The following is a 12,013-nucleotide window of genomic DNA, read 5'->3' as shown; positions in this document are numbered from 1 at the left end:
AATGAACATCAGCACACCTTGATAAGATTAAGCTTTAGAACTTGAAGAAAAGAGCCCACCGATTTTATAACCGATCGCATAGCAAACCACGGCGACAGTAACAAACACCAATGCCGAGAAGAAATACGCTACAGACGCTGCGACACCAGCCCCCCACACCACGCTGAACACCAAACCGAGATAAGCCTCTTTTGGCCACTGGTAGATAGGAAACTGAGCGCCGCAAGCAATTAGGTAAACCATCGCAAACAAGCCAATGAAGGTAACAATAAGACCGATGAGAACGCGAATGTTCATGGAGAGACCCTTGATTAATTTAGCTTGGTTGCCATTGTTCCTAGTCGAAAGCGGATATGCTTAGTCGGAACCGAATATTCTCAATCGAAATCGAATGTGCTTAATCGAAGCCGAATGTTATTAATCGCAACCTGATGATATTCAAGTATATCGGATAAAAGGAGCTGGCTCTATTACTCTTCCGAGTGAACTTTTACTCACGATAGACAAATTACAGTCGACGGCCAAAACCTGATTTCGCCTGATTAACAGGCACAAAAAAGCGGACACCCTTCTCACGTTAACTCCGTAAGCAAGGTGTCCGCTTTTACTCAATTTAGGCGCTTTAACTGAATCTAGCTTAAAGCAGGATGAAAATACCCGCTAAGCATGCACTCATTAGGTTTGCTAGCGTACCAGCAGCTACAGCTTTCAAACCTAAGTTTGCAACTTCAGCACGGCGCTCTGGTGCCATAACACCGATTGAACCTAACTGAATCGCGATAGAACCAATGTTAGCAAAGCCACATAGAGCAAAAGTCACGATCACTTGGCTGTGTTCAGATAACAGAGCTTTGTTCTCAACGAAGTCGATGAAAGCAACAAACTCGTTCATAACGATCTTCTGACCGATGTAAGAACCCGCCATCAATACTTCGTCACTTGGGATACCGATCAGCCATGCAAGAGGCGAGAACAGGTAACCAAAGATAGCTTGTAGCGTAATACCCGCAAAACCGAACGTTTCACCTAGGCTTTCTAGGCCAGTGTTGACCATCGCAATCACACTCACGAATGCAACCAACATAGTACCAACCGCTACCGCAACCTTCATACCGTTCATCGCGCCGCTTGCCAATGCATCAATCACGTTGCTTTGATCAGCTTTATCTAGTTCGATATGGTCGTAATCACTTGGTGTGCTGCGCTCAGGAACAATGATCTTCGCCATTAACAGACTGCCCGGAGCCGCCATAAAGCTTGCAGCGATAAGGTATTTAAGCTCAACACCAAGGCCAGCATAACCACCAAGTACACTACCCGCTACCGACGCCATACCACCTGCCATTACAGCAAACAGTTCCGAACGAGTCATAGACTTTAAAAAGGGACGAATAAGAAGAGGAGACTCACCCTGAGAAAGGAAGATATTACCTGTAGCAACCAGAGATTCAGCTTTACTTGTACCCAGCAGTTTTTGCACCGCTCCGCCCAAGATTTGAATCACTTTCTGCATAACGCCTAAATAATAGAGCGCAGAGATCAAAGCACTGAAGAAGATAATGATTGGAAGTACGCGAATCGCGAAAATGAAACCTTCAGTAGCCAGATCACCAAATAGGAAAGCGATACCAACGTCTGCAAAACCAAGCAAACTCGAAACGCCATTGCTTAGGCTTGTTAACGCCAGTTGTCCCCAAGGGAAATACAATACTAAGGCTGCAAAACCGATTTGAAGTAATAGTGCACGAGAGACCGTTTTCCAGTTAATTGAAGAACGACTTTCAGATAACAGGTACGCGCAAGCAATCAGTGCAAGAACACCGACAAAACCAAATAGAATATTCATAATGTGTCCTAGTAATCCTTAAAGAGTGAACATGAGCCAAGCAAATGACATCAAAGGAACAGGACAAAGAACCGCAAGCAAAACGCTACGCGATGAAGGAGCTAACAGGGTTAGCGAATGTAACAACGAGTTGTTCATGTAAAAAATCACCTTATACAAGCAGTGGAACGTAGCTGGTCCGGTCCGTGGGGTCATTCACATATCCATGTGACGGCTTGTATTGGCTAAGCACCGGCTTAAAACCGGAAGAGAAGTATAAACAGTTAAGTGAGACTTTCATCACATTTTTTAACGCAAACGATCGCGCGATCAAGGATTAAGCAAAATGTATTGTTTGTCGTCGTTTTCGAGCTTCAAAACTGTAAACAATCTGTAGGGAGTTGAATTTGTAATGTTAAGTCTTTAAGTGTGTGAGCGTAATCACTCGGTTAATTCTGTGTGATTCTTACTACTTTTCTGTGCTCTGCCTCATTTCCCGAGACTTCAAGATTCATCTTAAGTTTAGATGCGTATATACTTTGTATGACCTCACCAAATAATTATCTATAAAATACCAATAGAGCTGATTAGATATAACAGCCATCGAGACTAAGAGAGGAAACACGTGAAGAAAATGGAAGCTCCGCACGACATGAACAATGGAGCTAGATTCAAAACAAATAGACACGGCTATGTGACAGTAGTTGAATATTATAATACCTATACTGTTATTGTCGCGTTTGAAAATACTGGAAATATCCGCGCTATCAGTGCGGCGAAATTACGTACAGGTCAACTCACCGATCGTTCTGTCGCGCCTGAATCAATTATGATTGGTGAAAAGGTTGAATCGGTTAAACACGGGATACTAACCATTACTCAAGTTGAATCTGAAAATATTGTGGTACTAACCAATGCCAATAACGAAGAAATTAGAATGTTATTGCCTGCCGTACAGAAAATGAAAGATAAAACAGAAGAAGTCGACAGTGAAAATATTGCCTCCCCAAAACCAACCTCTCTTAGCGAACTGACTAAAAGAAATAAAAAGACCAAAGACGTTAATAGCATGCTTAAGAAAATGCTTACTGACTACGGTCGATACGATTAACTCTCTGTTTTCAACAATAAAGCCTCTATAGATTTATATTCTAATATAAAAACTAGTTAAGCCTGCCTTTCTCAATAAAATACGTTGCATATTCGAGTGAAAAGTTAAATTTGATCAAAGTCTCACTCTGGATCTTTACTACAAATTAACGAGATCTCCATCACAATCTCATTTTAGTTTTGTGATGTAGATCTTATTGAAATCTGAATACTTCCATTACTATGCTCTCACACAATAAGAGAACGAAGTTTCTCAACCCCTAAAATCCAATTGAGACAAATATTATGAAAAAGATTCTTGTAGTTTGCGGTAACGGCCTTGGTACTTCTCTAATGATGGAAATGGCAGTAAAAGAAGTCGCTAAAAAAATCGGTTTCGAAGCAGAAGTTGATCACGAAGATCTTTCATCTGCAGCATCAAGCAATGCGGATATTTGGGTTGCAGCAACAGACGTTGCAAACCAACTAAAAGACGCTGGTAAAGAGAATATCATCAGCCTTAAAAATATTTTTGACAAAGCATCTATTGAAGAACAACTAAAAACTTTCATGTAAGGTCAAAATTATGCAAAACTTTTTCGAGTTCATGCTCGGCTTATTAAAAGAGCCGGCGATCATGGTAGGTTTAATTGCTTTTATCGGCCTGGTTGCACAAAAAGCAGATGTTTCTACCATTCTAAAAGGCACAATTAAAACCGTAATGGGTTTCCTAATTTTAGGTTTTGGTGCTGGCGCTCTTGTTGGCGCACTAAATAACTTCTCTGTTGTATTTACTGAAGCATTCGGCGTAAGTGGTGTTATTCCAAATAACGAAGCAATTGTTGCATTAGCACAAGAAGCATTCGGTTATGAAATGGCTCTAATTATGTTCTTCGCATTCGTTGTGAATATTTTATTGGCTCGTTTAACACCTTTAAAATATATTTTCTTAACGGGTCACCACACAATGTTCATGTCTATGCTGGTAGCGGTAATCCTGTCTACAGCTAACATCGAAGGCACTGCTCTCGTTGCAATCGGCTCGATCATTGTGGGTTCACTGATGGTTATCATGCCTGCACTTGCTCAAAAATACACAGAGAAAGTGATGGGTACTGATCAGTTGGCGATGGGTCACTTCTCAACGTTCTCATACTTAGTATCGGGTTACATTGGTAGCAAGTTTGGTGACACTTCAAAATCAACAGAAGACATCAACGTACCTAAAAGCCTAATGTTCCTGCGTGATACGCCAGTTGCTGTAGCAACAACAATGGCTATCTTCTTTATGTTTGCCTCAATTGTTGCTGGCGGTGACTTTGTTGAAACAGTATCAGGCGGTCAAAACTGGGTAGTATTCACCTTCATGCAATCTCTTGTGTTTGCCGGTGGTGTTTACATCGTACTGCAAGGTGTGAAGATGCTGATTGCTGAAATCGTTCCTGCATTCAAAGGTATCTCTGACAAGCTAGTACCGGGCGCAAAACCTGCTCTAGACTGCCCTATGGTATTCCCTGTAGCACCAAACGCGGTACTTATCGGTTTCCTTTGTTCTTTCGCTGCTGGCCTACTAGCAATGGCAGTTCAAGGCGCGCTTGGCTGGACAATCATTGTAGCTGGCGTCGTTCCACACTTCTTCGTAGGTGGTGCAGCAGGCGTTTACGGTAATGCGACAGGCGGTCTACGCGGTGCAATTCTCGGTTCATTCACGCAAGGTCTGTGTATCTCTTTCCTACCAATGCTACTGCTTCCAGTACTGGGTGGCCTTGGTCTTGAAGCGACAACGTTTGCTGACTTCGACTTCGGCGTTGTTGGTCTTATCCTAGGGTGGATTGTTTCATGAGCTTATTCGATTTAATTGGTAACCAAGGCGTTATCATCAACTCTGAAGAGAACCTAACGGTTGATGCTGCGATAGATGTGACCTGTTCAACACTGCTAGCGAGCAACAAAATCGAAGCAAGCTATGTTGAAGCTATCAAGCAAAAACACAAGGATATTGGCGCGTACTATGTTCTAGCACCAAAGATTGCGATGCCTCATGCTCGCCCTGAAGATGGTGTGAACGAAGCATCACTGCAAGTAACGGTATTCAAGAAGGGTGTTGATTTAGAGTCAGAAGACAACGGTGACGTTTACCTTTCGATTACTCTGGCAGCGATGGACTCAGATAGCCACATCCATACGATTATGGCGCTATCAGAGTTGTTCCAAAATGATGATGACATCGATGCCATCATCGCAGCGGAAACTGAGCAAGCGATCATCGAGATCTTAAAACGATACTAATCTCGATATAAAGATCCTGATAAGCCCCCATGAAAAAAGCGATAGCCTCGGCTATCGCTTTTCTGTTTCTGGTGCTTGGTCATTTCTCATCGAATATGAGTTAAGGCATCACACCTAGAAAGCATTCAGTGGCGTTAAAACGCGTACATTCGTTTGTCTGTCGATAATTCAAAGCAATATTGCGCGTGTTTATTAAGGCACTCAAACACTTCTCGATCCAACTTAAAGTTATCAACGTGGTCCCTCAAAATAGCGAGAGTCTCTTCTAACGTCATGCCTCCACGATAAGGTCGAGACTGAGTTAGCGCTTGAAACACATCCACCACAGCAACAATTCGACTGGGTTGATCCAACTCTTCCGCCGTTTTTCCCATTGGGTAACCCGAACCATCTAACCTTTCATGATGATCAGATGCCCACTGACAAACCTGAGGTGAACTGAACAACTCCTGCAATGCGAATCGAGTGTCCGTTGCATGGCGTTTAATACAGCAATACTCTTCTTCAGTGAGTAAATCCGGCTTATGCAGAATGTCATTAGGGGTTTGCAGTTTACCGATATCATGGACTAACCCAGCCAGATAGAGTTTGCGCTGAGTGGTGTAGGAATAACCCAGCTGTTTGGCGAGGTATTCTGAAAGCTGCCCAACCTTTAAAGAGTGCTTAAAGGTAAACGAACTTTTGGTATCAACAACATTGGCGATAAACTCGGCAAAGGCCACCGTCTCATCCAGCGACATTTGCTGGGAGAAAAATGGCACAGGTTCAAAGTTATCCCTCATGTTCTCGAGGTATGGAATCTCCATAGAAAACCAGAAGTCATCCAAATCAACCAACTCGCACATGTGTTGCACAAGGTTGGTTTCGAACATCTCATCCGCTTGTTCAGTCAAACATTCAATGATGCTCGCTTTGCCATCTGGTGTTAGGTTTCCATAACGATCAGAAGAGGTTATGCCGTATAGATAATCGACTCTGTCGGCAAGCATCACGATGGCAGCTAGTTCTCTTTCTAACTCGCTGATATGAATAGCCCTTAGCTCAGACCACGGAGTATGGTGATAAAGAACCGGCTTAGCAAATATAGAAAGAACTGGGCACTCTTTTAAGATTTGGTAGCCCTTTTGACAATGGTGATAGCTTGAGTCAGGTACAAACCCAGACGTTAAACTGAGCTGTTCATCAATTTGCGAGACACCACAGTCGTGAATCAAGCCTAACGAAAACGCGAGCTGCGCTTGCTCTTCTTCCCACCCCACACTCAGAGCACATCGATACGCGATATAGCCCACTCTCTGTCCATGATTTTTACTTTCGAAACCGACGTTATCAAGCGCCTTAGCAATACCGAATAGAGCCTTCCTTAGGTCCACGGTCACGTCCTGGCAATGTTGATTCATTATTTAAGCCTAGCATTTTTATATTTTTTATATATTTAGGCCGCTAATACTAATGCATAGCTAATGATTATATACACAACTATTGTAAGGTTTAATGAGTTTCGTGATAGAACCAACGTATTACGAAAAATCCGTGCTACAAATGGTTGCATATTAAAAATCATGCGACATTATAGCCTGCCGACTAAGATTCGCTTAAATAAGCAGCCATAAGAAAAGGAAAGACATGTTTAAAACGGTTATCGACAACGAACTCTCCATCGCATTGGTTGAAGAGAGCTTCGCTTCTCACTACGCGGAAATCTCACAAAGCCAGAATGAGTACCTAAGTCAATGGCTCGTGTGGCCGCCACATTGTAAAACCGAGCAAGACTTTAGGATCTTCATCCAACGCTCGCTACACGATTATGCCGAAGGGAAAAGCATGACTTGTGCAATCGTGTATCAAGACAAGGTCGTCGGTAACTGCAGTTTCAATACCATTGATCATGATAAGCAAAAGGTGACCATAGGTTATTGGTTATCTGAGACATACCAAGGAAAGGGGATTGTGACGCGCGTTGTCCAGAAGCTGATTGATGTTGCTTTCAATGAGTTAGATATGGAAAAGGTAGAGATATCAGCCGCAACCGGTAACCAAAGCAGCCGCAAGGTTTGTGAGCGCTTACATTTCACGTTAGAAGGTATTATAACTCGTAACGAGAACTTGAATGGCCGCATCGTAGACCACGCTATTTATGGACTTCATCGCTCTAAGCTCTAAGCTCTAAGCTCTAAGCTCTAAGCTCTAAGCTCTAGGCTCTAGGCAGTAGTAACTAAGAAGTCACTCGCTTGTAAATCGGAATATAACAAAGCCACGGTATTAGTCGGTGGCTTTGTTATTTGACGAGCCTGAAGAGCTCTTGAAGCTGCAGCTTATGCGATCTTAGGAATCACGATACTGAACTTGGCGCCACCATAGTTGCTGTCGTCGATTTTGATATCCCAAGAAAGTTTTTTAGCCGCCGATAGAGCAATCGCGAGGCCCAACCCCAATCCACCGTTGGTCGACGTTCTGCTTGAGTCTAGTCGAGAGAACGGAAGGAATACCTCATCACGCCTATTCTCTGGTATTCCAGAACCATTGTCTTCAATCACCACCAGCCAGTTTTCTGAGTTCTCATCCAGCGTCATCCACACTTTGTCTTGTGTGTAATTACCCGCATTCTTGAGAACGTTATCGAACACCAAGCGTGCCATTGAGCAATCACACTTAATCTTGCACTCTAGCTGTACCTTAGATTCAAAGGTGGCATTGTCTAGTTTCGAGTAACGAATTCGGTCTAGGCAATACTCACGAAGATCGGAGGTCACTTTAACGAGCTCAAAGAAAGAGTTATCCATGACATTCAACTTCGACAGCATGATGATTTCTGACGTGAGCTCGTTGATATCCTCAATGTAGGTATCAATGTCATCGAAAAGAACCTGATGATTATCGGGGGCTCCCCTTCTTAGGATATCGGTCGCCAGTTGAATACGACTTAGCGGAGTTCGTACTTCGTGTGGGATAGCTTGAGCGAAAATATGACTTTGTTTTACTTTGCTTTCGATCTCTTCAGCCATGAAGTTAAAACTGCTGGCCAAATCAGAAACAGGATGGATGTCGTCCATGTCAGATCGAGTACTAAGCTTGCCCTTACCAAACTGTTTCTGCTTCTCGACGAGCAACTCTATTCTTTCTTGAAAACGCCTCACAGGTAAGTAAACACTTGCTCCAATCGCCACAATCACAGCCAACAACAGCCCTAACAAAAAGTGTCGTTCTGAGTCTTCGTACCATTCAATGTCAGGAGAGAAAAAGTCCCCTACCTCACTGAACCCAAAACTGAATTTAGAGTTTGGTAGCTGAAACACGGTCGAATAGAGGTTGTCATCACTTAGATATATCGGCACACCGTTTAAGGTTGTGTATAACTCACATTGTTGGCAAGGCGCCTCGCCCGACCAATTCTCCAACAGGCGTAAATTGAAGATATAAAATTGTTGGTAGCCTGTTCTATCGAGCTCTTTATAGAGTGAGTTTTCTTGATTGTGTTGACGAACATACTGCTCCGCAAAGTAGATGCCATCATTGAGGAAGGTTTCGATCTCGGTGCGTCGCATGTACCCCTCACCAAGGTTCAAGAACAAAAATATCGTTGCCGACATCCCAGTCACAATCCCAAGGTATAAGCGAGCAAACATCGAAACCGAGCGAAGCTTCGTAGCAATGAACTTACGCAACCAGCATGTACCCCTTGTTGCGAACCGTACGAATCAACTGTTTGTCTTTTGCGTGAATGCGCAGCTTTCGGCGTAACCCAGACACGCGCATATCAATCGAGCGGTCGTTGAACGCGTAATCTATCCCTCTAAATAACTGACAGCACTGGTCTCGAGTCACGACCTGACAGATGTTATTAACGAGAAGGTTTAAGATTTCAAATTCAGCAGAAGTAAGCTTGAGGTTTTGGCCGTAGAGCGTGGCACTTTGAGCAGAGCTGTTGATTACAATATCGCACTGTTTTTCAGCCGTAGTTTCTTGCGCAGTTTTTACGGGAGTCGCTCGACGCAATAACGCTTCAATTCGCGCTAACAAGGCATGGCCACGAATCGGTTTGGCAACGTAATCGTCCGCACCAAATTTAAACAAGCTGACCTCGCTCATTTCATCGGCGGAAGCCGTTAGCACTAAAATCATTCCATTGTAAAACTCACGGGCTTGACGGCAAATTTGCGCGCCGCTCATCCCTGGAAGCATCAAGTCCAACAGCACTAAATCAGGTTCAATACTACGGATCGCTTCAAGTGCCAAGTTCCCTTCATGAACAACGCTAACATTGTAACCTTCAGCTTCGAGGTAAAGCGTCGTTAGACGAGCTATCTCTTGGTCATCTTCAACAATGAGCACTTTGGTTTTCGACATTCCTATCACCAGTATTTATCAAAAGCGAAGGCAGTATATATACTGGTCATAGATCATCAATATTGGAATCAGAGCCCTACATTTACCGTACGCAAAACATAGTAATCACTTTTGTACATACACGTTTACAGAATAGAGAACCAACAACCGGTGCGCCTTGGTTTATCAAGGTTTCCTCCTTCAGAGCACACCATTTTGATGTGCAAGGAAAGTGGCTCTTTGATAAAAGCGAACTGCTGCTAAACCTAACCTGTACAACAAAGCAAAAAGAGAAGCTGATAAAAGCCAGATACAACGCAGAACACGACTGTTTAACGGAGCTTTATAATCGCCGTGGGATCAGCAACCTTCTAGAAACCAGCATTGCCTATCGCTCACCGTTTGAATTGATGTTTGTCGACCTTGATGGCTTCAAATTAGTTAATGACACTTATGGGCACACTGTCGGAGACCAACGACTCAAACAGGTTGGTGAACGCCTTAAACAGTTGGTTGATGAGAAATGCATGATAGGGCGATTTGGTGGCGACGAATTCATTGTGATTGCCCACACCTGCCGAAATCAAAATATCCCACTACTTTGCTCTCGCATCATTGATGCCTTAAACCGAAGTTTCCATATCAGAGGCATCGGCAGTTTATCTGTCGGTTGCAGCATAGGTACCGCGCATTTCCCTGATAACGCGGTTGACCAAGAAACATTGCTAAAGCAAGCGGGTATGGCGATGCATCTTGCAAAAGCGAATGGTCGAAACCGCTTCCAAACGTTTACCCCAGACTTAGCACAAACCCTGCATCGCAAAGTAGAGATCCGCCATCGACTGGCACGCGCCATAGAAAACGACGATCTCAACCTTCACTATCAACCGATCATGAACACCAACAGCGACAAGGTGAAAGGGTTTGAAGCCTTGCTTCGATGGTCAGACAAAGAGCTAGGTAACATAGGCCCTGATGAGTTTATTAGCTTAGCGGAGGAGACGGGGCAGATTGTACCGCTCGGGAAATGGGTTCTGAACTCTGCACTCAAACAGCTATCGATATGGCAACGTGAGTTTGATAGTGAGTTGATGATGAGTATCAATATTTCGAGTATTCAGATGCACGCGACCTTTGCCGAGCAGCTATTAGCAATGTTGAACTTCTACAATATCCAACCTCAAAGCATCGCCCTTGAGATCACCGAATCTTCCATGATCTTCAAGCATGGTGAAGTCAGGCAAGCGTTAAGCGATATTTCTAAATTGGGCGTAGAGCTTCACCTTGATGACTTTGGCACAGGCTACTCGTCACTGTCGATGTTGCATGACTTACCGATTAGCACCGTGAAACTCGATAAAAGCTTCGTCCACGGTTCACACAAAGGGAGCAAAGCGATTGTCCAAGCCACCCATGCTATCTGTGAAAAATTGGGGCTAAAAGTGGTTGCTGAAGGTGTCGAAACCGAAACGCAAAAAGCGTTCTTAATCGATTGTGGATACCAGTATCTTCAGGGATTTTTATTTAGTAAACCAATTCCCTCAAATGAAGTCGAAAGTCAGTTTTTGAATGGTCGACAATCCTACAATTAAAGACTTATTTATCAATAAATTAAGTCGTTTGAATGCTTCCTAAACAATCGGCTGCTGTGGGTGTGTACGCTTACGTATGCTTACATAGCGTTTAACAGTAAGAGGAAATAATTAAGCTATTGTTTATAAAGAAAATTACTTAGAAATTCACACAATAAAACACCAAACCATTATACCCACTAACTGTAATGACTTTGGTATTTAGATTACCCTCATTCCGTCCCTTTAGCAGAGCAAATAATCGGTAACCATGAACAGACAAAACGGCTTCACTCTTTTAGAACTCATCATCTCTGTATTAATTTTAGCGATCGTTTCGGCGACAGCTATGGTCAAGTTCTTAGACGTTCAAGGAAGTGCTCGGGCGAGTAAAATACATGATGTGGCTGGTAACCTTCGCACGGGTATCGATATGATCTACGCGAAGTCAGCGATTGCTGGCGTTGAGGATGAGTGCAACTATGTTGAAAAGACGGAGATTGAGACCTACTACGTTTGTCATGGTTACCCAATCGCCTATGTTGACTCACTAAGAAGACTGCTCAATATCGACGCAACAGAGCTTCATGTCATCAACAAAGAAGTAGACTCTGGCAGCAATGCAGAAAGAGTAGCCGCCATCTCTTTCGACACCGAAAACTACACCTATTCGCCAGAAGGAGACTTTTGTCAGGTGCTTTATCAGCCAGAAAAAGAACCACAGATCGTGGTGCTTGATGGTGCATGTTAAATACTCAACGATTGCACGCTTCCATAGTTAACACAAAGCCACCGCAACAGATCTTTGAATATCATGTGGTTACGCTAACATTTGCTCAAAAATAACACTAATTGATCTAACTTGTTGCTGCTTATACTTTTAGGCAGTGCTCATGGTATAACACCAACCTCA

The 12,013-nt window shown here is 43.4% G+C and carries 12 protein-coding genes; 7 read left to right on the top strand and 5 right to left on the bottom strand.

Going from position 1 to position 12,013, the window contains the following annotated elements; all coding sequences use genetic code 11:
- Positions 1 to 27: 27 nt before the first annotated feature.
- A complete protein-coding gene (locus tag AB4307_RS18665; RefSeq protein WP_372132904.1) occupies positions 28 to 297 on the bottom strand; it encodes a hypothetical protein in 270 nt (89 codons plus the stop codon).
- A 340-nt stretch (positions 298 to 637) separates the two neighbouring features.
- On the bottom strand, positions 638 to 1,846 hold the full coding sequence (locus AB4307_RS18660) for a NupC/NupG family nucleoside CNT transporter (protein WP_102320600.1): 1,209 nt from the start codon (positions 1,844 to 1,846) through the stop codon (positions 638 to 640).
- A gap of 613 nt (positions 1,847 to 2,459) precedes the next feature.
- Here AB4307_RS18660 and AB4307_RS18655 point away from each other — a divergent pair.
- The 4 genes from AB4307_RS18655 to AB4307_RS18640 all read left to right on the top strand — a co-directional run bounded on the left by AB4307_RS18655 (position 2,460) and on the right by AB4307_RS18640 (position 5,203).
- Entirely contained in the window at positions 2,460 to 2,936 is a 477-nt protein-coding gene (locus AB4307_RS18655; protein ID WP_029235263.1) for a hypothetical protein, read from the top strand.
- A 284-nt stretch (positions 2,937 to 3,220) separates the two neighbouring features.
- Positions 3,221 to 3,490, top strand: a complete 270-nt coding sequence (locus AB4307_RS18650) for a PTS sugar transporter subunit IIB (protein WP_017064872.1) — start codon at positions 3,221 to 3,223, stop codon at positions 3,488 to 3,490.
- 10 nt (positions 3,491 to 3,500) lie between these two features.
- Entirely contained in the window at positions 3,501 to 4,757 is a 1,257-nt protein-coding gene (gene ulaA / locus AB4307_RS18645; protein ID WP_017064873.1) for a PTS ascorbate transporter subunit IIC, read from the top strand.
- Positions 4,754 to 5,203: a PTS sugar transporter subunit IIA gene (locus AB4307_RS18640; protein ID WP_017070990.1), complete on the top strand. Its 450-nt coding sequence runs from the start codon at positions 4,754 to 4,756 to the stop codon at positions 5,201 to 5,203. The genes ulaA and AB4307_RS18640 overlap by 4 nt, the downstream gene beginning before the upstream one ends.
- Before the next feature lie 134 nt (positions 5,204 to 5,337).
- Here the strand turns inward: AB4307_RS18640 and AB4307_RS18635 are convergent, their stop codons facing one another.
- Positions 5,338 to 6,603 carry an HD-GYP domain-containing protein gene (locus tag AB4307_RS18635; protein WP_372132902.1) on the bottom strand — a complete coding sequence of 422 codons (1,266 nt, stop codon included), beginning with the start codon at positions 6,601 to 6,603 and terminating at the stop codon, positions 5,338 to 5,340.
- 226 nt (positions 6,604 to 6,829) lie between these two features.
- On the opposite strand from AB4307_RS18635, the gene AB4307_RS18630 reads away from it, so the two are divergent.
- Complete coding sequence (locus tag AB4307_RS18630) at positions 6,830 to 7,366, top strand: GNAT family N-acetyltransferase (RefSeq protein ID WP_017069226.1); 537 nt, start codon at positions 6,830 to 6,832, stop codon at positions 7,364 to 7,366.
- A 152-nt stretch (positions 7,367 to 7,518) separates the two neighbouring features.
- Here AB4307_RS18630 and AB4307_RS18625 read toward each other — a convergent pair whose 3' ends face one another.
- The gene (locus AB4307_RS18625; protein WP_065584997.1) at positions 7,519 to 8,868 is read right to left on the bottom strand and encodes a sensor histidine kinase; all 1,350 of its coding nucleotides are present in this window, start codon (positions 8,866 to 8,868) and stop codon (positions 7,519 to 7,521) included.
- The gene (locus tag AB4307_RS18620; RefSeq protein ID WP_017060591.1) at positions 8,861 to 9,550 is read right to left on the bottom strand and encodes a response regulator transcription factor; all 690 of its coding nucleotides are present in this window, start codon (positions 9,548 to 9,550) and stop codon (positions 8,861 to 8,863) included. The genes AB4307_RS18625 and AB4307_RS18620 overlap by 8 nt, the downstream gene beginning before the upstream one ends.
- Before the next feature lie 62 nt (positions 9,551 to 9,612).
- Between AB4307_RS18620 and AB4307_RS18615 the strand changes: the two genes are divergently transcribed.
- Complete coding sequence (locus tag AB4307_RS18615; protein ID WP_524540950.1) at positions 9,613 to 11,121, top strand: putative bifunctional diguanylate cyclase/phosphodiesterase; 1,509 nt, start codon at positions 9,613 to 9,615, stop codon at positions 11,119 to 11,121.
- A 250-nt stretch (positions 11,122 to 11,371) separates the two neighbouring features.
- Positions 11,372 to 11,851 carry a type II secretion system protein gene (locus AB4307_RS18610; protein WP_017060589.1) on the top strand — a complete coding sequence of 160 codons (480 nt, stop codon included), beginning with the start codon at positions 11,372 to 11,374 and terminating at the stop codon, positions 11,849 to 11,851.
- The last annotated feature ends 162 nt before the right edge of the window (positions 11,852 to 12,013 follow it).

Origin of the sequence: Vibrio sp. 10N.261.52.C2 (assembly GCF_041471425.1) — a bacterium.
In the GTDB taxonomy this organism is placed as follows: domain Bacteria; phylum Pseudomonadota; class Gammaproteobacteria; order Enterobacterales; family Vibrionaceae; genus Vibrio; species Vibrio crassostreae_C.
Note: the sequence above shows the minus strand (reverse complement) of the source record. Positions and strands in the feature narration are given on the sequence as shown.

Bases quoted from the DNA above. Each gene is read 5' to 3' on its own strand.
- AB4307_RS18660 (WP_102320600.1), bottom strand. From the start codon at position 1,846: ATGAATATTCTATTTGGTTTTGTCGGTGTTCTTGCACTGATTGCTTGC.
- AB4307_RS18635 (WP_372132902.1), bottom strand. From the start codon at position 6,603: ATGAATCAACATTGCCAGGACGTGACCGTGGACCTAAGGAAGGCTCTA.
- AB4307_RS18640 (WP_017070990.1), top strand. From the start codon at position 4,754: ATGAGCTTATTCGATTTAATTGGTAACCAAGGCGTTATCATCAACTCT.
- AB4307_RS18610 (WP_017060589.1), top strand. From the start codon at position 11,372: ATGAACAGACAAAACGGCTTCACTCTTTTAGAACTCATCATCTCTGTA.
- ulaA (WP_017064873.1), top strand. From the start codon at position 3,501: ATGCAAAACTTTTTCGAGTTCATGCTCGGCTTATTAAAAGAGCCGGCG.
- AB4307_RS18630 (WP_017069226.1), top strand. From the start codon at position 6,830: ATGTTTAAAACGGTTATCGACAACGAACTCTCCATCGCATTGGTTGAA.
- AB4307_RS18665 (WP_372132904.1), bottom strand. From the start codon at position 297: ATGAACATTCGCGTTCTCATCGGTCTTATTGTTACCTTCATTGGCTTG.
- AB4307_RS18620 (WP_017060591.1), bottom strand. From the start codon at position 9,550: ATGTCGAAAACCAAAGTGCTCATTGTTGAAGATGACCAAGAGATAGCT.
- AB4307_RS18650 (WP_017064872.1), top strand. From the start codon at position 3,221: ATGAAAAAGATTCTTGTAGTTTGCGGTAACGGCCTTGGTACTTCTCTA.
- AB4307_RS18655 (WP_029235263.1), top strand. From the start codon at position 2,460: ATGGAAGCTCCGCACGACATGAACAATGGAGCTAGATTCAAAACAAAT.